Consider the following 26,157-nt stretch of genomic DNA (forward strand, 5'->3'; position numbering starts at 1 on the left):
GCCTGTCATTTCGCGTGAGTTCGATTCGGGCCGAGTCGTCCTTGACGCAGATGACGCGATTCTTCCATGCCGGCTTCCAATCGTTGCATGACCACATCCACGATGCGATCGATCGGCCAGGTCGACGACTCTTCGACAGTGAGCGGCTCGGCGTAGATGACATGGATCCGGTACGGCCTGGGAATGAACCGTCCGCGCGGAAACGCCTGGTAGGCGCCGTCGATGAGCACCGGCACGATCGGAACTTTCGCACGCTGGGCAATGAGGAGTGAGTTGGGGTTAAATCGCGAAATGGCGCCGTCACGCGAACGGGTGCCCTCGGGAAAGATCATCACGAGTTTCCCATCTCGCAAACGGCGGAGCACCTCCTTGACCGCATTGACATCGGCGGCGCCGCGTTTGACGGGAAAAGCGTTCAGTCTTCGAATCAGTCCCCCGAAAAAGCGATTCCGAAACAGGGTCTCTCGCGCCAAATAGCTGCACTCCCGCGGCAGCGACAACGCGCCGACGATTGGATCCAGGAAGCTCTGGTGATTGGCAACGAGCAGCGCGGGGCCCGTCATCGGGACGCGATTCACATGAAATGCGCGGCCACGAAAATAGGTCTTGAACGCGGTCCAGCAGAGGAACCGTAAAGTGCCGTAGAGCGGCTTTGTCGATTCAGTGGCGTATGTGTCGGTCATGAGCGGCGCGCTGTTGTTGCGTCGTTCACCTTCTCACTTGGGCATCGGCGATGTCAATGCGGCAGGGCGATCCATCGAATCGGCTCCGGACTTCGAATCCATTTTTCGGTGGACTTCGACGAGCAGCCGTTCGACGACTTCGTGGCTCGACATGTTGGAGGTGTCGATGTGGACCGCCGAAGCCGGCTCCAGGAGCGGCGCCCATTGGCGTTGATCATTGCCGTCGCGCTGCTGGAGATTTTCGAGGATCAGTTCGTATGACGCTTCTTCGCCATCCGCGGAAAGCTCCTGATAGCGGCGCAAGGCGCGCTTTTCGATTGCGGCATCCAGGAAGAACTTCAGGTCCGCATTGGGAAAGACGACGCTTCCCTGATCACGACCTTCGGAAACCAGCGAACCCAGACGTCGGCCGATCTCGCGCTGCTTCTGGACGAGCAGATCGCGTATCTGCTGGATTCTCGCGACGTAGCTCGTGGCCTGGTTGACTGCCATCGTTCGGATCGCTTCGCTGACATCGACTCCGTCGATGGTAACGCGCGTATGTGTCGGTCCGCAGTCGAGGCTGATTTCCACGTCGCGGGCGACGGCAATGAGTGCGTCCTGATCCTTCAAATGGACGCCCCGTTCCAGCGCGGCGTGGGCAATGGCCCGGTACATCGCGCCGGTATCGAGATAAGCGACTCCAAGCTTAGCAGCGAGCTTACGCGCCGCAGTGCTTTTTCCCGAGCCGGCCGGACCGTCGATCGTGATGATCATGTTTCATCCGTGAAGTGCGAAAGTGTTTCTCCGGGAACGATTATAAGAATTCGCGGACGGGTGGTCAAAAAAAGCGGCAGGGCGCGGTCAGCGGCCCGTATGAGTCAGCCGGCGGCGGCACGAATCGCGGCGAGACGTGCCTCGATCGTCGATGTGAATTCCCGTAGCGAAAGATGTCCGTTGAGGTTGCGGACGAGGCTTAGTTGAGCAGTGCATCGACAAATGCCTGCAAGTCGGCCGAATCCACCACCATGTCCTCATTCATGTCGGCGATCCAGAGTTCATCCGGCGCTGCCGAATCAGGATCGAGGAGAACTTCGACAAACGGATCGACGTCTTCGAGGTCGACGACGAGATTGAGATTGAAATCGCCGCGAATGGGGCCCTGAGGCTGCGGCACGATCGCCTGTAAACTGAATACAATATCGTCAAGTTGCATAGCGCCCGCGGCCGCCGTGCTGTCATGCGTGGTAAAGGTCAGTGTGGCGGAATGGACGCCGGGCGCGGCATTGTTGTCGTCAAAGTGGACCGTGATAGCCACGGAGTCAACGATTCCCGTGATCGGGGGCGAGAAATTGACCAGGCTGAACCGTCCGGTCGCGTCGTCGGAGATTGTGCCTGATTCGATCGAGAGATTCACCTTGTTGGGAAATTGCGGAACGGTCGCGTTGTGGATGGTGGCAGGTTGATCGGTGAACTGGCCGATCTCCTGGGTGCCGAAGTCGACCATGCCGGTGAGAACGATATCGTTGGGGGCGGTCGATGGCACGGCGTGATCCAGAACGAGACCAGCAAGCGTAATGTTCTTGGGGTTTGGCGTCGAATTGCTGGTAATCGAGAGCGTAGTGAACTTCGGGCCGCTGGTTGCCGTGCCGGTGAGGTAGATCGTGTGAAGGCTGTTGGTCGCCGGGTCCAACTCAAACGTGCCGACCGGTGCAGCGTAGTCTTGGGGCTGGTTGAAGCTGTACTGGAGCGGAATGCCCGGCGCCGGCGCGGTATTGGCGATGGTGAGATTGGCGGAGACGCTTGCCCCGGTCAGTACCTGCGGGAAACCGAGCGTTGAGTTCGGCGTAGTGGCGATGACCGGCTGAGAAAGTGGGTCGGTCAGATCGAGATAGACCGGCAAATGGTCGGATGCCGCGAGCAGTGCATTGGCTATGGCGATCCCCTCGGGAATGACCGGTGAATCGTTGATGTCTTTGTTGTAGTGAAGGCCGTCGTTGCCGAATGAACGATAGGAGCCCGGGATGTAGTCCTGACCCACGCCGTCATGCAGCGGGCCGTTGATCAGCACAAAATCGTACCTGTCATCCAGGCCGCCCCCGACCGCGCCGCTGGGGGCTCCGGGATTATCGAGATAGGGGCTCTGGGAGTGGATCAGTGCAAAGGCCGAATTGGAGGACCATGACTGCGGTGCATAATTCGGATTGAGCGGATCCCAGGCGCGGCCGATGTTGATTACCTGCGATTCGGTGAATCGTTGGTACGCGCCTTCCGACGTGGAACCGATATTGAAATCTCCCGAATAGATCACGGCCGAACCAACCGGCAGACTGTTGGCGTTATTGCGGACTTCGGCAGCCTGATCAGCGCGCTGGTCAGAATTGGTCGCGGCGAGGTGCATTGCATAGACGTAAAGGTCATTGTTGCCCGAGGCGTCCGTGACGGGGCGCAGCCGCCAGCGATGTGCGGGTCGTGGCGCGGTCGCAGCCGGAATCAGCACATAGCCGACCTGAGAAAACTTGCTGGTACGATAAAACAACCCGATGTCGAGATTGCTGCTTGTGTCGCTGAAGGATCCGAGTGAATAAGGATTTGATGAGCCTGGGCCGCTGGCATGATTGAGCACATTGTCGCGAATGTTGTTCATTGCCGAAAGGTTTGCGACCTCCTGAACGGCGACGATATCGGGATTGATCGCGGAGAGTATGAGTCGCAGATTGGGATCGCGACTCGCCGATGCGCCGGTCGTGTATTGAAGCAGGTTGTATGTGCAGACTCGAACGTCCGCGCCGGTTTCGGCCGTCCAGGCCAGAAGCAAGAGTGTGGGAGTGACCAGCAAGCCTACGATTGATCGTGCGCCTGCGCGTGTGAACGTTGCATCAAAGCGAGACGGCATCCCTATTCACCCCTCAGTCGATGAGCCGGTTCGCGCGAATCCACGCCTGCGGACGATACAGCCGCGCGATCCGATTCAGATCACCAGACGCCGCCGGTTTCCGCCGAGGGCGACAAATATATCCAGCGAATTGCGTTGCCGCGCGCACCCCATGAATGCGGACCGACTGCATTCTCGAAATGAGCCGGCAAGTTGCGGCAGGCTAATTATTACATTGTATCACGGAAAAGCCCCCGGTCGACCGTTCGACCGGGGGCTGATCCTTACGATTGTCCGACGTCCCTAAATGAGCGACGCTGGATTGTGCCGTGCATCAGATTCCTACGGTGCGACTTCGTTGAATGTTCCCTGCGGGCAGCCCGGGCCGCTCGAGAGGCATCCGCCGCTGAAGAGCACTGACCCCTCGAAATAGCAGTCACTGCCCTGACCGTCGTAGTTGTTCCAGCGGAAGATCCAACTCGCACCGTCCGGACAGCTTCCCGTGCAGGGGACACAGATTGTTCCGCCGTCGATCACCGCGCATCTCGGGCAATTGGCCGGGATATTCGGATTCCCCTGGAACGCATCGACAATCACGTAGCAGTAGGTCTGGCCCTGGGCACATGCCGGCTCGTCCTGGCCACCGCATCGCTCAATGGCTCGGGTGCCTTCCGGGGCGGCGCAGGATTGATTGCCGGAGCATGGATCGAACACGTGTGTGCCCGGATTGGTGAAGATCTGGAGCAGCAGCTTGGAGTCGGCGTCGGTACCGCCTGTTCCGCTGTCGACCGATGTGATCGTCCAGTCTGACACATCGAACAGTCCGCCATTGCTGGAACTGGCGTTCTGATTTCGCTGGGCGACGCGATCGGTGTATTCCCAGGGTTGACCCGTGCCATCCACGCCGAGCACGCCGTAGATGTCGATGATATTGGTTCCGGTTGCATCGTCGGTGATGCCGTAGACGTCGTCGCCGTTTCCGTTGATGACGCTGGACGAGGCATCCGGATTGAAGCCATAGGTGTCGAGGAAGGTTGCGACGCCGCCGTTGGGTGTGCCGCAGATCACGTATGACTGGCCGGCGAGGATCGTCGTCCCCGTGAGGTTGACCACGGTCTTCGAAGTGCTGCCGTTGACGGCGATGAACACGCCGCCTGCCGTAAACGTGTAGTCGGTTGCGCCGGTATTGGTGATTTCAATCCACTTCGGCGTGCCGTTGGTTCGGTCGCCGTCCACCACCTCGCTGATAATGAGGCAGTCACCGCCCGGGCACCCGGCGGAACAATCGGTGTCATCTCCAAGATAGATGCCGCCGGCGAGGATGCACTCCGCCTGCGTACCGATCGTGCAGACACCATTATTGCAGCACGCGCCGTTACCGGGAATGCAGTTTGGTGCGTTGGTTTCAACGTCTTCAAACTTGCGGAGCAGGAGCTGGTAGCCGCCGGTCCGCGGGTCGGTGCTGTCAAACTGACTGTGGATGCCAAGGACGTTAACGGGGCCGACCGGAATGAACTGGCCCTGAAGCGTTGTGCTGTTCGTTCCGACGCGGCAGACAATTTCCTGGCCGCCGACGGTCACTGTGTAGTTGGTGCCGAAGCTTCCACCGTCGAAGAAATTGGAGCCGTTGCCGTCGTTAAAGACGACGCAATCGACTCTCACGATTTCGCTTTCGTAGTTTTCTGCGGTAGCGGAGCCTTCCTGGAATTCGGCCGCGGTGATTGTCACCGGAGCCGGAACGCCGACGATCGCGCCGGTCGAAACCAGTTGCAGCGGGGTCGATCCGTTGACCAGTTCGAGCAGGCCGTTGAATGTGGACAACGTGCCAGTCAATTCGATCTGCTGGCCCTCGCTGACCTGGCTCAAAATGGTGGTGATCGGCTCGCCGACCCCGGTCAGACCGAAGACGGTAATCGCGGTTTGGCCGTCAGCGCCGCTGGTGTCCTGAATCTGGAAGCTGCCCTGCGTACCGCTCGCGACGGTGTCGATGTTGCTGCTGAGGACGCCGCAGACACGGACGCCAGTGCCGTCCGGCAGAGCGCGGGCTTCCGCAATGGTGATGCAGGCCGCACCGCACGGATTCGACGCGCACGTCGTGCCATCGCCGAGATAGAGCGCGTTCGGGATCGTGCTGCAATCCGTAGCGGTGACCACCGTGCAGTTTGTGCCATCGCAGCAGGCGCCGACGCATACGTTGACATCGCAGTTCGTGCCCGTCCCCTTGTATTCGCCACCCGCAGTGTTGCACGCAGCGCGTGAGAGGACGCTACATTGAGTGCCGTTGATGCAGCAGGCGCCGGCGATCACGTTCGGAAGACCGGGTGTGTCGTCACCGCCGACCGGGTTGAAGGGACCGATCTGCCACGGAGTCCCTGCGCCGTCGGTGTTGGTCATTGGATTGTTGCGATACACATGTCCCGGAGCGAAAGCGCCATCGGGGCCGACGATGGCACCCGGTGCGGGTGAGAAGTCATAGACCCATTCATCGTTGGCGGCCGGCGGGGGGTTGCCGTTTTCACGCACGGAAACCCAGTCGTTGATGCCGGACCACGGGAGAATCGCGTTGGGAATGCCGTCGCGATTGTCGTCGATATTATCACCGACTGCGCCGTTAAAACCGGTCACAAGCAGGAAAGAGAGGTTGTCACTGTTCTCAAAGGCATCGATGCCAGTCTGCATAATGAAATCGGGGACCGCGCCGTTGAGAGTAAATGCACCAGTGGCCGCAAGGAATCGACCGTCGGCCGGGATGATCTGGCCATTGAGGTTGTAGGCTCGCTCAATGTAGCCACTTTGATCGCCGGGCACCGAACCAGCACTCGACGACTCATCGCCGATGACAATCAGCGTAAGCCCGTTGAGCAGGGTTCCCGGAGGGCCGGCCAGTTCGAAGTACTCGTCGGTGTCGGTACCGGTCATGTCAATTCGAATTTCATTGATCACAACAGCCGATGTATCGATGTTGCAATTGACATTCGCACAAGTCGTGCCGAGCCCGAAGAAGATACCGCCGGCTGTCTGGCACTCGCTGGCCAGATAGCCGTCTTCGCAGCCCGTCGGGGTGCAGCATGCGCCGTTGGCGCCTGCCGGGCACTGATTGTCGATGCAGTTCGTGCCGTCACCCAGGTAAAGGCCGCCGAGCGCCAGGCACTGCGGCTGCGTGAGAACGGTGCACTCTTCCAGCCCACCGCAGTTGCCGCCGGAGAAGACAGCAGCCACGAAGGCTTGAATATCGGCGCCGTTGTCGGCGTTGTCGCTGTTCATGTCGGCGCAGGGGTCATACACATTATTCAGTAGTGCGCTGACGAAGAGCGGAACGTCGCTGAGGTCAACGGTGTTGTCGGCGTTCATATCGCCGGGGCAGCAGCCTGCGCCGCGACCAGGACCTGACTCAGGGCAGCATGCTCCGGTCGGGAGCGGGCCAGAGCAGTCGTGTATGCCGAGCGAGTGGTTTCCGTTGTCGGTCTCCGGATTCAGACCCTCGAAGATCCACTGGTCGTAATTCACGCCATTCAGGCAGTCGAGCGGCGGATTGGTGCCGCGAGGGCAACCCGGTGCGCCGCAGGCCTTCTCGCCGTCAAAATTGCAGGAGTCGAAATCGTTGTTGCCGACGGTGACAAAGCACTTGCGCTCCCATGCCGAGTCCTGATACGGCATTGTGCCGCGCGGGCCGGCGTTGCTGTCTGTCGGGACGGCGAAGATGTCAACCACAGTCGTCGCGTCGATGAAGAGAATCGCGACGGCATCGTTGCCGTTGAAATTCATCACGCCCGGACGGGCATACACGTTGGATGCGGTTTCGTCGAAGTTGAGGATATCGTCTGTCACGTTGTTGATGAAGACGACGACGCCATTGGCAGGGATCGTGATGCCGTTGAGGCTGGAGGTGGATGTGGGAGTGGCCGAACCATTGGCGTAGTTCGCGAGAAGATGGCCGTCGAGGCTGATCGTGGCGGCGCTTGTGTTGTAAAGTTCGATCGCCTTTCGATTGCCTGGGGCCGACTCGTAATATTCGGAAATAATGACGGGCTGAATCGAGACCGCTGTGCAATTGGTGCAACTCGATGCGCCCTCGGTCCATCGACCGTTGGTGGCGTTGCAGGCGGACTGGAGTACGTCGAGGGTGCAACTGCCGTCGAGCTCGCAGCAGGCGCCGGTCGCGCCGCAGACCGCGTTACAGAAGCTGGCTTCGTACCAGATCGCGTTTGGATCCAGAGCCGAGCACTGTTGAACCGTCAGGTTGTTCGTGCAGGAGAAATCCTGCGAGCAGCAAGCTCCGGTGGGGCCGCAAGGCGTTGGCGTGCAGCTTGTGCTCGGGCCTTTGAAACTTCCGCCCAGCGTGCTGCATTGGGCGGCGATGACCAACTGGCAATCATTCGCGACACAGCAGGCGCCGGCAGTGCAGACATCTTGGGCACATACGGAACCGTCGCCGAGGAAGATGCCGCCGCCGTTCTGACAGGCGATCTGCGTCAGCCCCGGTGTGCAGGTCCCGCCATTGCAGCACGCGCCGGTCACGGGCGGCGGTCCGCCGCAATTGATCACATCGGCGAAGGTGTCACCGGTGCAGACATCGTCAATGACCTGGCTGCACGAATTTGTGCCTTGCCGAAGCGCGAAGCCGGTGATGGCGGTGCTGGCTGTGCCCGTGGCCGAGACCAGGGTGCTTGCTTCGCTGACCGGGTTGATCCACATCTGCGTCGTGCCGTCGAACGAATAGCGCGTGACAACCTGATAAGGGGTGTCAAAGCTGAGATCCGTGGCCCACACCGAGGCGCCGGATGGCGCGGTGCCTGAGTCGCCGATTCCCAGTCGAAAGCCGGAGGTGACAGGCGGCAGCAGCCAGACTCGAGCCCTGAAGTTTGTGCTCTGAATGAAGTGCGCGAAATACTCGCCAGCGGCAGGGACGCCCGATGTGCTCGGGACGATCAGCTTGAATGATGCATATCGACTCTGCCCGGAAGCAAGCGTGGTGAACGCTCGGTTGACGTCTTCACGCGAACCTGCACCGCTTGTGAGAACTACCGTGCCAGAGGAAACGGGAACAGGACTCGAGCCGGCTCCGCTGTGTGCTGTCCAGAGGCCGCCGCTTACGGCTGTCAGATTTCCATCTGCATACGTAAATGTTTCCGAATAATACTGTGTTGCCTTTGCGGTCTGGACCGCACAACAGGAAATGATCGCGCTACACAGCGCGGTACCGAGAATCCATCCTCTAAACTTTGCGTTCATTCTTTCGACTCCTCCAATATTTCCGAGAACTCGTTTCGATTGCGTCACGATTTTTGTTGACGAGCACGCGGGCCACGGACGTGACGCCGCATTGGTGTGTTTATCCAATTCCCACCCTTCGGGGCACACGATAGCCGGAGAATATTGGCGTGGTATCGCACGTGTATTGAAGTTGCGCTAAGAATCGCGTGCGATCTGCCTCGCCTGCCGGCTAGGCATTCAACCCCCGTTTCGCGAATCAATCCCGGGCAATTTCGCCCTCACGCTGGCCGCGTTCGCAGCCGCCTCAATGTCCCCAAACTTCACTGGATTGTATCGAAACGAACGAGCGTTAGGAAGAGTTTTCGAGACGAACTGTCCTGTGACTTGCCGGTAGAATTGTGAATTGTCTTCATGGCGCGAGGGGTCACTGTGGATTGTCGCACAGCAACAATTGGAAGAATCGGCCTTCGTTGTTATCGGCCCATCGCGTGGTCAAATCGGGCTATTCCGAGCAACTCCCGTCCTTCGCCGAGCTGGCGTGCGCGTAAGGCGAACGCGGGGACGCTATATGCAGGCGACGCGCCGACGCCCGTCGAGCCTTACGGATCATGTCCGCGACGCTGCTGAGTCGACTTCAAGGGCCATCTGAATCGTTTACTCCGGCTCCGCCAATCCCTCGCGAATCGCGAATTTCGTCAACCCCACGCGATCGTGGATGTCTAATTGCTTCATAAGCCGGCCGACGTGGTGATCGATCGTTTTGATGCTTCTGCCAGTGATGGCGGCAATCTGCTTCTTTCCATAGCCCTTAGCGATATAGACGAGCATCTCGATAAGTCGGCGGCTGAGTTTCGCCAATCGAGAGGTCTTCTCCTTGGCCAGCCGGACACCGCGGGGGCCGACGATGATGCGATCGCTGATCTCCTTGGAGAAGTACGCTCCGCCGGACGCGACCTCTCGGAGGGCAAGAATGATCTGCTCACAGCCTTCCTTCTTGACGACGTATCCTTTGGCGCGGACGTCGATCGCCATGCTGATGTATGTATCGTTAGGGAATGCGCTGAGGAAGATGACGCTGATCGCAGGCGCCACGCTTGCAATTTGTCTGACGGCTTCGAAGCTGAACAGTCCCGGCATCTGGATATCCATCAGAATGATGTCAGGCTGGGTCTGTTCAGCCTTGATCACTGCCGAAGTGGCGTCACAGGCCATTCCGACCACGGCAATGTCCGGCTCGCGCCGTAACATCTCCCCGATCGACTCACGGAAGCACGCATGGTCGTCTGCCAATAGCACTCGGATCTGCCTGTCCATTTGTGTTCTCCTTTCCTTAATCGTCATAATCGGAGTCGTTCGGATCCGATGTTTCGATGAGACACTCTTCAACCGTTTCCCTGAGGTCGACCGTTTCGAAAGGAGGTCGCAGGAATCGGCAATTATCCAAGCCCGATCTTCTTAAGTTTACCGACAATGTCCGGGCAATTGCAATGATTTGCAGATTCGGCACCGCTCGTCGGAGGGTGGCGACCCGCTGCACTCCTGCGGCGGTGGTGGCGTCGAAATTGATGACCATCACCGGAATCCAGTTCGGCCGGTTCTCTGCCAATTCGATGGCCTGATCGAGCTCCGCGAACGATTTGACTTCACAGCCGATTGTGCGAAGGGTCGAGACCACGATCGAACGTTTGTGGGGATCGCGTTCCACGACGATGACCAGCCGGCCCGCGAATCGATTGGAAGCCCGAGAGTCATTCGCGGAGTGGTTGGTCTCCGACGGCGGCTCGCAGCAAGGCAGGATCATTCGGATTGTCGTTCCTGCGCCGACCTGCGAAAGCACCTGAATTGTCCCGCCAATTTCTTCGACCATTCGATGGATGATCGACAAACCGAGGCCCGTGCCTTTGCCCGGCTCCTTCGTGGTGAAGAACGGCTCGAAGATTCGTTCGAGGTGTTCCTGTGGGATTCCACAGCCCGTGTCTTCGACCGCGAGGACTGCGACTGTCAGGCCGGCATCAATTCGACCGTCTGCACCAGTGAGCCATTCGTTTCCGCAGACCTTCAGACTGATCGATAAATCTCCGCCGTCCGGCATCGCATCCTGTGCGTTGAATGCGAGGTGGAAAATCGCCTGGCCGATTTCGGTCGGTCGTCCAAGGATCCAGATGCACTGGTCGAGCGGAAGCTCGGATCTGAAGACGATTCGGCCGGAGAGTCCGTGCCCAAGTATTTTTACTGTGTCGAGTGCGACTTGGGTCAGGTCGAATTTCTGCTGGGACAGTGGTGTATTTCGACTGAAAGTCAGGAGGGAACTAAGCACGCCCTGCGCATGTTTCGCTGTGGCTTTGAGGCTATCGAGGGGTTGACGTGAAGGGTGGCTGTCGGACAGATAGCGTAACGCAGCCTCGGTGTTGATCGAAATCATCGTGAGCAGATCGGTGAATTCATGAGCAATTCCGCTGGCAAGTGTTCCGACCGCCTGCATTTTCGCGGAGCGAATCAACTGCTGCTCAATCATCCGTTTCTCGGCTTCGGCTTTCTTTCTGTCCGTGATGTTGCGGTTGACAGAGACCGTGCCGTTTCGTCGGCCGTTCTCGTCATACATGGGGACCAGAAATGCCTCACAATATCCCTCGGAACCGTCGCGCCGAATGAAGCGAATCTCACCAGACCAGGGATGGCCTGCAAGTAGTTCCGATTGAATTCGCTCAGTGAGTTTTCGCGCATCGTCAGGATGATTCAGCATCTCCGGTGAATTGCCGATCATCGATTCGCGCGAATACCCGAACATCTGCTCTGCTCCTGGATTGGCGTCGATGATGATTCCATCGGTGTTGGTTAAGAGCACTCCGTCGTACATGTTGTCAAAAACAAGGGCTTGCCTGCGGAGTCGCTCCTCGGCCAGCTTTCGTTGCGTGATGTCATTCAACGAGCCGGCCATCCGCCGAATCTGTCCGTCATCGGTCCATCGGGCCTGACCGCGGGCCTGGTACCAACGGTATTCCTCGGATCGAGTTCGGAGGCGGTACTCGATTTCATACGGAACCCGTCGAACGATGTGATCCTCGAGAGCCGACATCACGCGATCGACGTCTTCCGGATGCAGACGCTCAGACCATGAACCGAGCACGTCGGGAAATTCGTGTTCCTCGAATCCGAGCAGTTGTTTGAAGCGAGATGAATAATAGATCGGTGTCTGTGGAGACGACCACATGACACCGGGCATCACGATTGCATCCCAGAGCCCGTCAATCGAACCGGCTGCAACCAATTCGAATCGATCAATGCTGTCGCGGAGCAATTGCTCGGTCGTCTTCTGTGCGGTGATGTCGGTGAGAATGCCGTTCCAGATGATATCGCCTTCTGTATCGGCCGGTTCCGGTCTTGAGTGGCCGCGGAGCCACTTCAACTCTCCGTCGGGCGTGCGAATACGGAATTCATGGTTCCAGGGTTCGCCTCGCGCGGCTGACAGTCGAATACTCTTCTCCATCGGTGCGACGTCTTCAGGCACGATCTGCGACCATGTAAGTTGAAAGTCCTTTACGAGTTCATGGGCCGGCACACCATATAGCTCAAACGCGCCTCGGCTCATGAAATCGAACGACTGAGAGCCGTCCCTTCGAATTCGGTACTTGTAGACCGCTCCCGGCACGGCATCGGTGGTGCTCTGGAGCAATCGTTCGCTCTCGCGAATGCGTTGCTCCGCCAGTTTCTGCTCTGTGAAATCGGTGGCGATGCCTAGAACCTGAGGTCGGCCGTCCGCTCCCGGAAGCGGAACGCGGGCCACATGATACCAGGTTGTGCGACCGTCTCGATGGACGGTGCATTCGTCCGTCACCGAACTTGTTCCGTACGCGATGCGCGACCATTGCTCTGCGTTGCTCTCCGCCGGAAACAAATCATCGACCAGTTTGGGTGTGGTTGAGTCTGGCGCGGACTCGGCCATTCGATTCGAAAAGACAGTTTGTCCTTTTGAATCCTTGATGAAAATCAGACTCGGCGAGTACTCCAGAACACGTTCCAGAAATTGCCGCGTCGTTTGCAAGGACTCCGTTCGTTCACGAACGCGCTGCTCGAGTTCCTCATTCGCTCGACGCAATGCATCCTCAGCCTGCTTGCGCGCAGTGATGTCGGTCGCCACACCTAGCACGCCGAATGGTACGCCGTCGTTATTCAAGAGCGGAAGCTTGATGGTCTCCAGGTGTCTGCGACTCCCTGTTCGGTCAGTGACGGTTTCTTCGACTTTCTGCTTCTGTCGGCTCTCGATCGCCCGTTGATCAATCTCTCGGAAGTAGGCCACTTCATCCGGTTTGGTGTTGAAATCTGAATCAAGTTTGCCCAGCAGGTCGGCTGTGGTCGTGCCGTAGAAGTCGGCGACGGCTTGGTTGGCCAGCGTGAAACGGCCCAGAAGGTCCTTGGCGAAGATGATGTGGGGATTGACGTCGATCAGTTGATGCAGGAAGCGACGATGCCGTTCGAGCTCGCGTTCGTACTGCATGTTTTCAGTGATATCCTCGGAGACCGTCAGCAGGCATTGGCGTCCTGCCTGCGCGAAACTCTCAGCGGCGATGCGGCAGATCCGATCCTGGCCGGTTTTTGTTCGCAGCGTCGTCGTGAAGCCGCTCACGGTCTCGCCGTTGTTGAGCTTTTCGATCATTTTGGCACGCTCATCGATGTTGCGCCATTCAATCACGGACAATTCCGGCCGGCCAACCAGTTCGTCGCGTGTGTATCCAAACAGGTCGATATGGGCGTCGTTGACGTTAAGAATGACGCCGTCGGTGAGGCTGCTTACGATCATGGCGATCGGGCTTCGGTGGAAGATGGTCGAGAAACGCTGTTCCGACTCTCGCAGCGCTGCTTCGACCTCGCAGCGTACCTGAATCTCCGCTTTCAGTGATTCGTTGGCCGCAGTCAGCTTCGCGGTCCGATCTGCTACAGCCGACTCCAACTCGGCTCGCAATGCCTTCTCGTCCGCCGCGGCGCGCTTCTCGGCCGTGATGTCGACCATCAAGCCTGAAATCAGGCCGACGTTTTCACCCCCGGCCTCATCACCGCCGACCACCCCGGCGATGTGTCTTACCCAGCGTAATTCGCCTGAAGCGCATCGAATGCGATGGTCGGCGACGCAGTGTTCACCGCGTGCGCGGGCCTTGACCCAGAGCGAACGGATCGAGAGGGCGTCCTCAGCCGGGAAAACGGATTGCCACACAGCGTCTTGTGTCCACACCGAAGAGTCGTGGCCGAGCAGTGTCAGCGACTGGGGACCGACATATCTGAAACTGGATTCGCTCGCCGAAGCTTGATACGGAATGACGCTGAGCGATTCCACGAGCGTTCGGAAGCGCCGCTCGCTATTCTCGATCCGTTTTCGGTAGTGTGTCCGCCTCTTGACGAGATAGACGCCACCACCTAGCGTTCCGATGAATATCGTTCCCATCGCAGTCAGAAACCCGCCGTGACGCCACAGTGGTGGCACTACCGTAAAAACGGTGCTGGCGGGCTGGCTGATCGCACCTTCAATTCCCCTGGCTTGAAATTCGGCGATATAAACGCCGGCCGGCAGTTGCGGCAGTCTGACGCGCTGCTCAGTGCTCCAGTCCGACCAATGTTCGGAATGTCCCCTGATTCGATACTGGTATTTTGTGCCGATCTTCTGACGCTGCCCGAGCGGAATCACTTCCGCAACGAGCCCCTGGTCGCTGGACGGAATTTCCATTCGGCCTTCTTCGCTGCGCGTTAGCGTGTCGCCGAGGCTCCACATCTGCATAGTGATGCGCGGCGGTTCGCGCTTGCAATCCATTTCGCTGTAGTTGATTCGAGCCAGTCCGTGCGTCGTTCCTGCGAACATGAGGTCGGAGCCGATGGGGACCAAGGCGCGAACGTCGTCGCTGGGAAGTCCATCTGCGCGTGTGATGCGATGGAGGTGCTGCTGCGCGAGATAGACAATTCCGAAATCGGTTCCGAACCAGACTGTGCCGTTGGGAAGGGCTGAAATGCACTGCACCAGCCTGAGGTCGTCAATCCGCTCGACCGTTTCCAGGCTATCCAATCTGATACGTATGGCGGAACGCCTCGTGCCCGCCCAGATATCGCCGTTGACCTCGCCTCCGAGGCTCACGAAACTCGAATCAGTTTCGATCCATTGCCAATCTTCGTCCTTCTTGACGGCGATTCCGTGCTGGGTCCCAACGATCAGGCGGCCGCTTTTGTCGATGAAAATCGCGTTGATTTTCGAATCTGCCTCCGGTTTCAGCGGAATCTGTACAATCGTATCTCCATCGATTCTGAAGAGGCCATCCGATGTCGCGACGATCGGGCGATCGGAATGATCGATCGCGATCCCCAGAATCGTTCCCGGCACGGCGTGGGTTGCTCCGGTCTCCAGGCATACGGCTCCGGATCGGCAGGCGATCCAGGTTCTTCCTTTCGAATCGGAGGCGATCGCGCTGGCGTGCGTGAACTCGTCGCTGGGAAGCCCCCGCTCAGATTCCAAGTCGAACATGCAATATCCCCGCAGGGACCCGACCACGAGTGCGGCATCGCCGGACTTGGCCAGAGAGGCGACGAACGGGCTTGTGAGGCCATCCTCGATGCTGAAACTTCGGATCTCCGGCGAGCGCAGCAGATATGCTCCGCCGCCAAAAGTGCCGATCCAGATTTGATCATCGAAGTCTATCAACACAGCGTGGACGTCATCCTGAAGTAGACCATTGTGCCGATCGATGGCCTCGAACCGGTTATTTCGAAACCGGAACACGCCACGCTCCGTGCCGATCCAGATTTCACCATTTGCTCGTTCGGCAATGGAATTGACTTCATCATTGAGCAGGCCGTCAGCCGCGGTGTATTTGCGGATTCCGTCCGCGTTCAGTCGGTAGAGCCCGGGCTTACCACGGTGTCCCACCCAGATCGCGCCGTTTGCGCCATGGTGCAGACGCAGTGTTCGGCCTTCGATCTCATCCCGGAGGTGGAATTGCTCACCATCCGGCCGAATCTCGATAAGCTCCTCGACGGTCCCAACCCAGATGGTTTGATCGACAAGCAGAAAGTCCTCAACTCGCATTCCCGTGGTGCGTTCGATCAAAGTCACGGAGTGGGTGTCTCCGTTCGCCGCCAATCGATGCAGTCCGTCAATTGTTCCGGCCCAGACCGTTCCGTCCGGCATGCGCTTCAGGCGATTGATCGGCAGAGTTGCCAGTTGCGGCGGAACGGGCCTTGGTTCGAGCGATTCCATGTCGAGTGCCAGGAGTCCGTGGCCCGTACCTATCCAGAGCGTACCCGATGTGTCAGAAGCGATGGTGTGCGCACTGCGTCCCCAATCTGACGAGATGTTGGACGGTGAACGACCCGTCGGCGCACTGACCAATTCGAAGCCGTTGGTTCTCCATCGCCACACGCCCATCTCGCTACCGAGCCAGATTTCGCCGGATGAATCTTCGTGGATATCGTAGACAATCACTCCCTGAAGCAGGTCAAAGCTCGAAAGTGGAAAGTTGGCGGCGAAGGTCGAATGCGGCAGCCACAGGAACGCCGCCGAGGCAGTCATTCGGATGAGCAACGTTACCCGATGGGGGACGTGTGTCAGCGCGGTCATGGTCGTGCATCCATGCGGCGAGCGCGGTCGCCGTGGCGAGGAAAAAAAACACGACGGGCCGGTCTTCACCGTGGGAAGAACGGAGATCGAATTTCTGATTGCAATAGGTCTGCGCCCGAAGCGGATATGATATCGGAAGGAGTGTGTCTCCGCAACTTGTCACCGGTCGGACACGATTTGGGTAGTCCGCGATAAAGTCCGGAAATGCAGAGGTCGGCGCATGTCGCGCCGACCTCGTGAATTTGACGGCAACCTGAGTGAGGCGGGGCCTTCGACTAGTCCTCGCTCTTGGCATCGCCTCGGGCGAAGATGCTCGCCACATAGTTCAGCACGTCTGTCGCGCTTTGCTCGTTGTAGCCGAAGTACTTGATCAACCGCTGCTTCACCACGTCGATCTTGGCTTGGGTTTCGTCATCGACGACGCCGCTTACGACATTCTTCAGCTTGATCGTGTCGCGTTGATCTTCGAAGAGCTTCAACTCGAGCGCCTTATGCAGCCGGGCGTTGGTGTTGTAGTCAAACTTCTTGCCATCGAGAGACAAGGCCCCGATGTAATTCATGATCTCCTGCCGGAAGTCGTCCTTTCGGCTGTCGGGGATGTCTATCTTCTCTTCGATTGATCGCATCAGCCGTTCATCCGGATCCTCATCGCGACCGGTGTACTTGTTGCGAACCTTTTCTCGCTGGGTGTAGGCGCGAACGTTTTCGATGTAGTTCGACGCAAGCCTGCGGATCGCGTCTTCGTCGGCGCTGATCGCTCGCTGCACTTCGGACTTGAGGATGTCCTCATACTCCTCGCGAACGACGTTGAGCAGTTCCTTGTATTCCTTCTTCAGGTCCTCGTCGCTGATCAGCGAGTGATGGGATAGTCCGCCTTCGAGTTCATTCATCACCATGAACGGGTTGATACCCTTCTCCTTGATGCCTTGATCACTGACGAGTGCGTTTGAGATCTTGTCCTGGATGTATCGTGGGCTGATGCCCTGCATCCCTTCGCGTGGCGCTTCCTCCATCAGTTCTCGAACGCTGTCTTCAGTAAAGCCAGGAATGCTCTTGCCGTTGTACAGCTTCAGTTTCTGCAAGCGAGTGAGGCCGGCCTTTTTCGGCTCTTCGAGTCGCGTCAGCACTGCCCACATCGCGGCGACTTCGACGGTATGAGGAGCGATGTGCATGCCGCGGACGCGCTCCTTGTTGAAGTCCTTCTCATATATCTTGATTTCATCATCGAGGACAACATTGTAGGGGACATCGATCTTGATCGTGCGATCGCGAAAAGCCTCCATCAATTCGTTGCTCTGGAGCTTCTTGTACTCCGGCTCGTTTGTGTGCCCGATGATGACTTCGTCGATGTGGGTCTGGGCGAACTTCTTCGGCTTGATCATGTGCTCCTGCGACGCGCCAAGCAGGTCGTAGAGAAATGCGACATCCAGCTTCAGCGCTTCGATGAATTCGATCATGCCTCGATTGGCGATGTTCAACTCGCCGTCGAAATTGAACGCGCGGGGGTCTGAATCCGAGCCATACTCCGCAATTTTTCGGAAGTTGATGTCGCCGGTCAGTTCCGTCGAGTCTTGGTTCTTTTCATCTTTGGGCTGGAAGGTGCCGATTCCGCGGCGATCCTTTTCGCTGATCAGAAATCGCTTGACGATGACATGATCCATCACCTTGCGCCAGTTTCCGTCGTATCGCTTAAGGAGGTCTTCGAACGTCCTGCGGCAGAACGGATCGAGATCACCGTCGACGCTGATCTGCTGTTCAGGCGGTAGATTCTCGTTGAGCATGGCGAGCACTTCGCGTCGCGCCGACATGGGGATCAGCTTGAGCGGCTCCTCGTGCATGGGGCAGGGGACGATATCGTATTCGCCATCTCCCCGCGGCAGTTTCCATGCGAAGGTGTACATCTTGCCTTCGTCGAGCCGGGAGTAGTATTCAATGCCCTTCTTGAGCAGGCGGCAGATCGTGGATTTTGCCGAGCCAACCGGGCCGTGCAGCAGCAGAATGCGCCGCTCGGTTCCATACCCTTGCGCCGCGGACTTGAAGAAGTCGACGAGGTGCATCAAAGACCGCTCGAGGCCGAAGATGCCGTCATCGCCGTGATCGATCGGATCATTGAAGAAGTTGTACTTCACGAACTCTCGGCGGAACTTCGTCCTTCGTTCGACGCCGAAGTGATTGATCATGTCATAAATCCGCTGAAAGGCGTTGCGGGCGACCTTGGGATTCCGCATGACGATGTCGATGTACTCGTCGAATGTGCCCTCCCAGTGTTCCTCTCGAAAGCCTTGCGGATCCAGTCGCTTATCCACCAGTTCGTAAACCGAATTCTTGCCGGGCATCATCAATTGCCTCCCATCAGGAAACGACATCGCCGACGGCCGGACGTGAGTCGACCGCCTCTTAAAATCGGACGGATAGCTCGCGGCACCGAGCCTGTTGCTCGCAAAAAATGCTTCCCAATCAAATGATATAGGACGTCATGCCGAAGTCAAGGAAATGCTCGCCGTAAATCGTTAATGCGTATGGACATACGGAGCATGGGAGGTGTTCAGGGTTGCTCGCGGGGAACGATTCGGAAGAGGATCCCGCTGGGAATCAGTCTGAATCGTTCCCGCATCCAGAGCGGAACGTAGTCCGGCAGGTCGGAGCAGACAAAGGCTTTGCCGGCAAGGACGAACGGTTCGACTGCTTCGGGTGTCCGGTCGATGACGGGCGGAAGCGGAATCGTGTCGTGACCTGTTGTCAGGGTCACGCCCGGGTAACGGCCGACGATGTCCCGGTAGTAAACGAGAACGTTCTTGATGGTCGTGTCGGCGTAAATCAGGCCGTCGGGTTGGGCAATCGCGAACGCGGCTTCGGCAAAACGAGTCGCGCTGGTCTCGCCGTTCTTCCAGGGTTGTATGAAATACCGAAGCGTGTCGCGGTAGGGGATGTCGCGCTTCGCACCAATGTCGATCTTGAACCGATCAAGTGCGAACGGTGCCAGCACGTAGATCGCGACCGGCATCAATGCGAACGCGGTCAACATGAAACGAATTGCGGGTTTGAATGTGACATCGGAATATGCCGTGACTTCGGCACGATCGTCCCGATTCAGTCTTTCACCTCTGGCGAGGGCAATCGACCCCGATGCAATCGCCAGTGCGGTAATGACGTAGCAGGGTGTGAAGAAAACGAACTGGTCCGGCACCAGATATCGGAACGCGAAGACAAAATCGACAACGAAGATGAGGGTGGCGAATACTCCGAACCGGCGATTGCCCGCACGGCGCCACAGGTTCCAGAATCCAATGGGCGCGAGTGCGAGAAGCGGAGTCGGGAAATTCATTACAAAATACTGGACAGATCGCACAATCTGCCTCGCCAGGGAAAATGTCGTGGCGAGAACTCGCTGCGAACGATCGGGTGGGCCTACGAGCGATTCCTTCAGTACCAGTAGCGCGCCGCGGCCGGTCGCCAAATCGTCCATGATTAACAATGTATAAGGTAGCGAACCGATCACAAAAGCCACGACAGCCGGCACGAGCTGGCGGGGCGACAGTTCTCGCGATCGGAGGGCGGAGACGATCAGGACGACATATGCCGGGGCGTGGAGCAGCGCGAGCAGATGGTTGGAGACACTCAGGCCGTTGACGAATATCGCGGAATAGAGCCAGCACGCGCGATTCGTGACAAGGAAGCGTTGCACGAACCATAGTTCAAGCAAGAGGCCCAGGGCGTACAGGTTGTACACTTCCGCAATGACGCTATGGGTCCAGAATGTGTGGCTGACGGCCAATGCGATCGTCCCGATCACGCCGACGGTGATTGATCGTGTGAGGTTGATCAATAGATGCATCATGACCGCCAGCGAGGCGGCGCCCACAAATGCTGAGAAAAGATTGACTCTCCACGCAAAGTCGCCAAACGGTATCAGCAGAGTGAAAGTCTTCGCGAGCCAGATATAAAGCGGGTGGGCAAGCGGCAAGCCGCTGTCGCCGAGGTGGTCGGCAAACCAGACGCGGTGTTGAAACATCGCGCTGTCCTGCCAGAGCAGTCCGGGCGCGCAGGTCAGACCGTAGAGAATCGCGCCGGCGATGAAAGCGGCCGTGGTGAGTGGAAGTGATGAATCAAAATGCGGCGCGGCGGACGCCGTGCGTGCCTTCGGGCCGGGCGCGGAGATATTTTGTGAGTCAGACATTCACGCCGTGTTGTGCGAGCAGGGCTCGGAGCACAGGTATCGATTGGGTTCGTTCGAGATTCTCGGTTGCCAAAGTGATGCCGAATTCCTGCTCGAGCGCGCCGATCAGGTTGATGTGGTTCAATGAATCCCACGTGTCCACACGTTCGGGGGTGAGGTCGTCGGTGATGGCACTCTCGGGAACCTGAAGAATCGCGGCGACGATAGATCGAAATTTTGATGCGTGTTCCATTGTGCGTCGTTGAAAAGTAGTTCAGCCTTCGTGGGCGGTTAATTGAATCCAGTCCGGAATCGGCTCGACCTGCCGCGATTCCAGTGCGAGTTCCCATAACTCGACTTTGTCGTCTCGTTTGCCCGCAAGAGTCAGGCCGCAACTTCGAAAAAAAACGGCGAACGGTTTGTTCTTCGGTGTTGGCACAAACTCGGCGAGCAGTCTTTTAATGCCCGATTTCTTCGCACGGTCGGCAATCCACTGCAGCAGGGATTGTTCGACGGTACGGCCCAGCACACGGCAACTCATGAGAAACTGCCTGATGGTCCACTCCGCCGCGTCTCGCCGGACGAGCGCCATGCCGATGATGCCATTGTCTCCGAATCGATCGGCGAGGGCAACGGTGACAATCTCGTGTGAACCGTCTGCCATGAACGCGCGGATGTCGTCCTCGGTGCATCGGGTGGTGTGCATGTTGAATTGATTGGTGCGGTTGGTCATCTGTGCTGCTCTCGCGACATGCGGCGGATGGTTAATATGCAGCGTCATCTTCATTTCGAGCTGCCGATAGAACGTCGGCATGTCCATCGCAACCGATTGCAGTTGCTTTCGTTCGGATTCCGCGCGGTACAGTTCCCCGCGCTGTCGATCCTCGTCGGAGATCGTCCATTGTTCGAAGCAATCGAGCGCATCGATAACGGCCGGATAGCCTGCGGGATCTTTCGGTAGCTGGATTGTCAGGACCTCGTGGAGCGATTTTCGCATCAAGTCGCATTCGACGGGGCTGTCGTCAATAAAGACAAAGCTGTCGATGCCGAGATTCAACTCGTCGGCAATTTCGCGGAGATTCTGCGGCTTTGCGTTCCAGTTAACCCGAAGACTCGCAAAGTGCTTTCGGCGGAGCACCATGTCCGGATGCTGATCGAGAACCTGCTCGACCGCGCCCGGTTCATTCTTGCTCGCGATGACCAGCACGACGCCGCGCTGGTGAAGATCGAGCACTTTCTTCTGAAACGCGACGTAAGCATTTCCGGGGAAGTCCTTACCCAGCGCAATGCCGTGCGTGCCCACATCGCCGACGACGCCTCCCCAGAGCGTGTGATCGGCATCCAGGGCGAGCACTTTTTTCGAGAGGCCATAAAGAGGACGCAAGTGCTGCACATAGAAGCCCGCTAATCGCCAGTAATGCTGGCTGGCGACCGGAATCCGTGCGAACAGACGGGTGCGCGCGTCACTCCACGACTCGCGCCCGATGCGTGCCACAAGGCCGTCATAATCAAGTACGTAGGCGTTTCCAATCTCCTTCGCCAGTGTTAGAAGCCGCTGGTTTGCTGCGCGAATGACCGCGGACTGCGAATGCGATGCGGCCATGTCGGCAATCCCAAGGGCGGGTGCGACGACCGATTCATAGTTCTGAATAAGAATTGGCGATTTGGAACGCTGGCGATACGAATCGAGAGCGGCTCGGAGTCGAGCAAACCATTCATTAACGAGTCGATCGCACTCTTCGGGCGGCAGGCTGTTGAATTCATCGTAGATCGCGGCGCAGGTGTCGGCGAGGCGCACCGCGAGCAGTATCGCCTGGGGGGCGAAGGCTGAAAGCTCCGATTGCGGATCGATCAATTCCTGCTCGAATCGGCCATAGGGGCTGACATAGGTCTCCAGCGCGAAGCCCGCGCGGACGCCTTGCAATTCCATCGCAGCCTTAAGCGGATCAAAAGTGAATGAAGCCAGACAGGCCAATCGGAGTGGCACGCGTCCGAGTACCGCGCGCAGCGCATCGATCTGACGAGCGGCCTGATTCATTCTGACAATCCCCGGCTGTGCAGCCAGCGCGTCGAGAAGCTCGACTGCGTCGGAAGCCGTGAGCGGGGAGGGCCGGGATGTTTCAGTGTCTTGCATCACGGTGAATCAGCCTTCCACAGTCGCGTTCTTGCTGGAACTCCCAGGATTTCGGTTCATTCCGTGACTCTTATTCATTCATATTCAGTGGCGGCAGCGGCTGACTCCAGAAGCTCAATCATCATGCCTTGATACATGGTGAACGCAACGCGCCGCCCGCCAAAGGCGATCGCGGGCTTTGGTGGAGACACAATCATGACACCACTGGATCGCAGATGGTCGAGCGCCGCTTCCATATCGGTCACTTCGTGGCATGTATGGTAAAGGGCGATTCCACGTCGAAGAAGTCCATTGAGGCTGGCTTCGGCGGTCAACGGCTGCAAGAGCTCGATTCTCAGGCCGCCGACAAGCATGAATCGAATTTTCACCTGTTGCAGTGGATCCTCGAATTCGTCGGGCTCAGCCTTCGCGCCGTATGCCGCCTCGTAGAACCGCGCAGCCTGTTCGATATCGGCAACCGCCACGCCAACGTGATGAAACGGTCCAAGATGTTCAACGATTGCGTTCAATCAGGTGTTCCATCAGGTCGCGGATTGCGCCTGCGATGATTGCATGTCTGATCGCGCTTGCAGTTTCGGGCTGGGGCGCAGGGGTTTACGCCAACCGATTTGTCTGCCGCGCGGGTTTCCGCCGAAGTTGGAAAAGGGAGGAACACTCCGCGTCACTTCCGACGAAGCATGTACGATCGCTCCGCGTCCAATCGTTACGCCCGGCATCACCCGCGCCATGATACCCACGAAACTGTATTCCTCGATGATCACCGGCGCTTCATAGACATGCTGCTGGTCCTTCGGCGCCATATGCGACATGCTGACAAGCTGGCCGGGGTCGGAGGGAATCATGGCGACTCCGGTCGCACTGTAGATATGTGCATTGGCCGAGATGCCGACGAGGTCGCCGATCCGGACGCCGCCGCGTCCGGCGATATGAACGCCCGGGCCGAGATGGACATGATTGGCGATCTCGATCGAGCCGCGCTGTCCTTGACGGCGATTGCCCGCTCCCAGCCGCACGAAGGTGTCGATATGACAGTGCGAGCCGATCGAGACGTTCTCCGGGCCCCAGATTTCCACGTTTTGGTCGATCATCGTGTTCTGACCGAGGGACTTCAGTTTGGCCTTCCAGTACGCTCCGCGAAGGAAGAATCCAAATGAATTTCTTGTGAAGGTGCGGGCGACGGTTTCCAGCCCCCAGTTGAGCACCGGGATCGTCGCTATCAACATGACAACCGCCTGGACGACCGCCATCATACCCATCACCACGCGCGCGAGAATAATCCAACTCGGCGTGATTCGCACTTTGGTCAGATCAGCCATGCAACCTTGCAGTGCGGCAAGAACGAAACTCTCATTGTAAATGAGCCAGCCTTTGGGTGGCGGCGGGAGCGGCGCTGTGTACCACATGCGGCCGATCGCGGCGCCTTCGGCCTGACCGGGGTCGGTAATCATCGCAGTGCCTACACCGGGCATACGGGGCTTCTGCTCCTTCGAATTTGGCGGCGCCTGCCCGGGTGATCCGCTGCGTTCATCGACGTGCTCAGCTTGACGGTCGTCGTTCATCAATCCGTGGTCCCTCGTCGCGGCGGTCGTGGGTCAGCCCGCCCGGCTATTGATTGTCTGATCGATCACATCCGCCAGCGGCGCGAATTGAAATCGGCTCAGCAGGGAGAGAATCTTCGGTTCCATGGTGGCGCGGTTTCGCAACTGAAGCGCGTGGAAACGCCGGATTCCTCGTGACTTCGATGGTTCGAGCGATGCGGTATCGATTTCGGCTCCCTGCTCGATTTCATAAGGATGAAGATACACGATGGCCGGCCGCTCCTTTGCGACGCGGCGCATGGCCCAGTTTGTGACAAATCCGGGAAAGTGCCGAATATAGCCTCCGCCGCATGCCGGAAGTCTACGGCCCAGCACGGTCACGGTCGACATCGGCGCCTCGACGATTGAGAGCCCATTCGCGAGCGAGACCCGGTGGATGTCCCGCGGAAAATCGGGCCAGCCGTATCGCCGGCCCTTGATCGGGAACACGCTGGAGTCGTAGTCAAAACCAGCTTCAGCAAGAACCTCAAGACCCCATCCCGTTTGCGGCATGATGGAGAACGCTGGCGCACGATGACCGCGAATCGCAACCCCCGTGATTTGCTCAATGACGCGTTTGGCGTCGACAACCTCCTTGCGAAAGGAGTCGCGATCGAGTTTGAAGACCTGCCGATGATAGTAACCGTGGACGCCCAACTCATGTCCGCCCGCTGCGATTTCGCGAATCAGCTCAGGGTAGAATTCCGCGACCTCGCCGAGAACGAAAAACGTGGCGCGAACGGATCGATCCGCGAGCCAGCCAAGAAATCGATGGGTGTTGTCTACGACGCATCGGGTCGGCGGACCATCCCTCTCCAGATGATCGCGCGCGATGATGTTATGATAGTCCTCGACATCGATCGTAAACGCATGGATCATGCTGGTATACTACGTCAGATTCCGACCCGTCGATCAAGTTGATTCAGCCCGCATCGGTCCGAAAACCGCACGTTCGGCCGGTTCACGGCGAGGTCAGGCTTCGACAACGGCGGAGTTTCCGCTGACACCCAGCCTATTTCGACCGACGGGTAATGGCAAGATCCCGGTCTGTCCTCCCGCGTTGCGGTGGTAACGCAGGTGGCGCCAGTTTCGCGACGGCTGGGTTAATGGCGGCTTCGTTTAGTCCCGACAGTCGTTGAAGTAAGGTCGTTGACTGCGCGTTGGGCAGTTCCGGCGGGAGTCCAGAGAGCAATGTCAAGTTCGGAGAATCGCACTGCATCAGACGGCTCCGGCGTCGAATCGATCGCCACGGCCGGTTCGCTGACCGAGGCAATGCTGGATCGGGACCGACCACGGACCGGTCCCTTGCGTCGCATCGTCCGCTGGATCGAGCGTGGATCGGCCATCGTGCTGCTGGCGTGCGCAGTGTTTATTCTCTCGCCAATCTCCGATGCCGTCTACCGATCGATGGATTGTGCGGACGAATTGAGACCGGCGAAGTTCATTATTTGTCTTGGGGGCAATGGTAATCGCATCATTGAATCGGTACGGCTGCTCAAGGAGGGCTGGGCCGAAACGCTGGTTGTCACCAATGTCGGCAGATATGCGGAGGAAATGCGACAGGTTGCCGTCGATTGGGGCGCCGATCCGTCAAGAGTGGTGGTCGATCGTGAATCGCCGACGACCCGGCATCATCCTGAGGGATCGCGAAAGGCCGCACACATCGACATCGCAAACGATGTCTGCATCATTGTGACGAGCTATACGCACCTCAAACGCTCGCGTGCCTGCTTCGAGCGGGCCGGATATCGGCATCTCATCATGCGTGAGCCACGATGGGAAAGAGGCTCGCGAGATCCGGAAGCAACAAGTTGGAAGGGGCGGTTTCTGATTTTCCCGCAGATGGTTTACGAAGGCGCGGCGTGGATTGAGTATCGGATCCGCGAGGCGATCTGATCGAGATCGAGTGAATCGCCAATGGTCCTTCCAAACCACAAACAACCGC

At 58.3% G+C, this 26,157-nt stretch carries 14 protein-coding genes; 1 reads left to right on the plus strand and 13 read right to left on the minus strand.

The genetic code is table 11. The features are described from left to right. Nucleotides 1–5 precede the first annotated feature (5 nt). From KF841_08315 to KF841_08375, 13 genes are all read right to left on the minus strand, one after another. Nucleotides 6–683, minus strand: coding sequence for a 1-acyl-sn-glycerol-3-phosphate acyltransferase (locus KF841_08315; GenBank protein MBX3395358.1), 678 nt, complete (start codon nucleotides 681–683; stop codon nucleotides 6–8). A 33-nt stretch (nucleotides 684–716) separates the two neighbouring features. Further along, complete coding sequence (cmk, locus tag KF841_08320) at nucleotides 717–1,439, minus strand: (d)CMP kinase (protein MBX3395359.1); 723 nt, start codon at nucleotides 1,437–1,439, stop codon at nucleotides 717–719. A 199-nt stretch (nucleotides 1,440–1,638) separates the two neighbouring features. Continuing rightward, nucleotides 1,639–3,558, minus strand: a complete 1,920-nt coding sequence (locus KF841_08325; GenBank protein ID MBX3395360.1) for a hypothetical protein — start codon at nucleotides 3,556–3,558, stop codon at nucleotides 1,639–1,641. A 321-nt stretch (nucleotides 3,559–3,879) separates the two neighbouring features. Beyond that, nucleotides 3,880–8,769, minus strand: coding sequence for a lamin tail domain-containing protein (locus tag KF841_08330; protein ID MBX3395361.1), 4,890 nt, complete (start codon nucleotides 8,767–8,769; stop codon nucleotides 3,880–3,882). Between the two features lie 636 nt (nucleotides 8,770–9,405). Beyond that, nucleotides 9,406–10,065: a response regulator transcription factor gene (locus tag KF841_08335; protein ID MBX3395362.1), complete on the minus strand. Its 660-nt coding sequence runs from the start codon at nucleotides 10,063–10,065 to the stop codon at nucleotides 9,406–9,408. Nucleotides 10,066–10,081: 16 nt separating this feature from the next. After that, a complete protein-coding gene (locus tag KF841_08340) occupies nucleotides 10,082–16,345 on the minus strand; it encodes a PAS domain S-box protein (protein MBX3395363.1) in 6,264 nt (2,087 codons plus the stop codon). A 275-nt stretch (nucleotides 16,346–16,620) separates the two neighbouring features. Next, nucleotides 16,621–18,681, minus strand: coding sequence for a serine protein kinase (locus KF841_08345; protein ID MBX3395364.1), 2,061 nt, complete (start codon nucleotides 18,679–18,681; stop codon nucleotides 16,621–16,623). 209 nt (nucleotides 18,682–18,890) lie between these two features. Next, a complete protein-coding gene (locus tag KF841_08350) occupies nucleotides 18,891–20,522 on the minus strand; it encodes a DUF2723 domain-containing protein (GenBank protein MBX3395365.1) in 1,632 nt (543 codons plus the stop codon). After that, on the minus strand, nucleotides 20,515–20,754 hold the full coding sequence (locus KF841_08355) for an acyl carrier protein (protein MBX3395366.1): 240 nt from the start codon (nucleotides 20,752–20,754) through the stop codon (nucleotides 20,515–20,517). Before KF841_08355 ends, KF841_08350 begins: the two co-directional genes overlap by 8 nt. A 21-nt stretch (nucleotides 20,755–20,775) precedes the next feature. Next, nucleotides 20,776–22,635 carry an HAD family hydrolase gene (locus KF841_08360; protein MBX3395367.1) on the minus strand — a complete coding sequence of 620 codons (1,860 nt, stop codon included), beginning with the start codon at nucleotides 22,633–22,635 and terminating at the stop codon, nucleotides 20,776–20,778. 74 nt (nucleotides 22,636–22,709) lie between these two features. Next, nucleotides 22,710–23,144, minus strand: a complete 435-nt coding sequence (locus KF841_08365) for a VOC family protein (GenBank protein ID MBX3395368.1) — start codon at nucleotides 23,142–23,144, stop codon at nucleotides 22,710–22,712. A gap of 12 nt (nucleotides 23,145–23,156) precedes the next feature. After that, nucleotides 23,157–24,194 carry a hypothetical protein gene (locus KF841_08370; protein MBX3395369.1) on the minus strand — a complete coding sequence of 346 codons (1,038 nt, stop codon included), beginning with the start codon at nucleotides 24,192–24,194 and terminating at the stop codon, nucleotides 23,157–23,159. A 33-nt stretch (nucleotides 24,195–24,227) separates the two neighbouring features. Then, a complete protein-coding gene (locus KF841_08375) occupies nucleotides 24,228–25,091 on the minus strand; it encodes a DUF3473 domain-containing protein (GenBank protein MBX3395370.1) in 864 nt (287 codons plus the stop codon). Nucleotides 25,092–25,403: 312 nt separating this feature from the next. On the opposite strand from KF841_08375, the gene KF841_08380 reads away from it, so the two are divergent. Then, nucleotides 25,404–26,108 (plus strand): YdcF family protein, encoded by a 705-nt coding sequence (locus tag KF841_08380; GenBank protein ID MBX3395371.1) that lies wholly within the window; start codon nucleotides 25,404–25,406, stop codon nucleotides 26,106–26,108. Nucleotides 26,109–26,157 lie beyond the last annotated feature (49 nt).

This window comes from Phycisphaerae bacterium (genome assembly GCA_019636475.1).
Classification (GTDB): Bacteria; Planctomycetota; Phycisphaerae; order UBA1845; family UTPLA1; genus JADJRI01.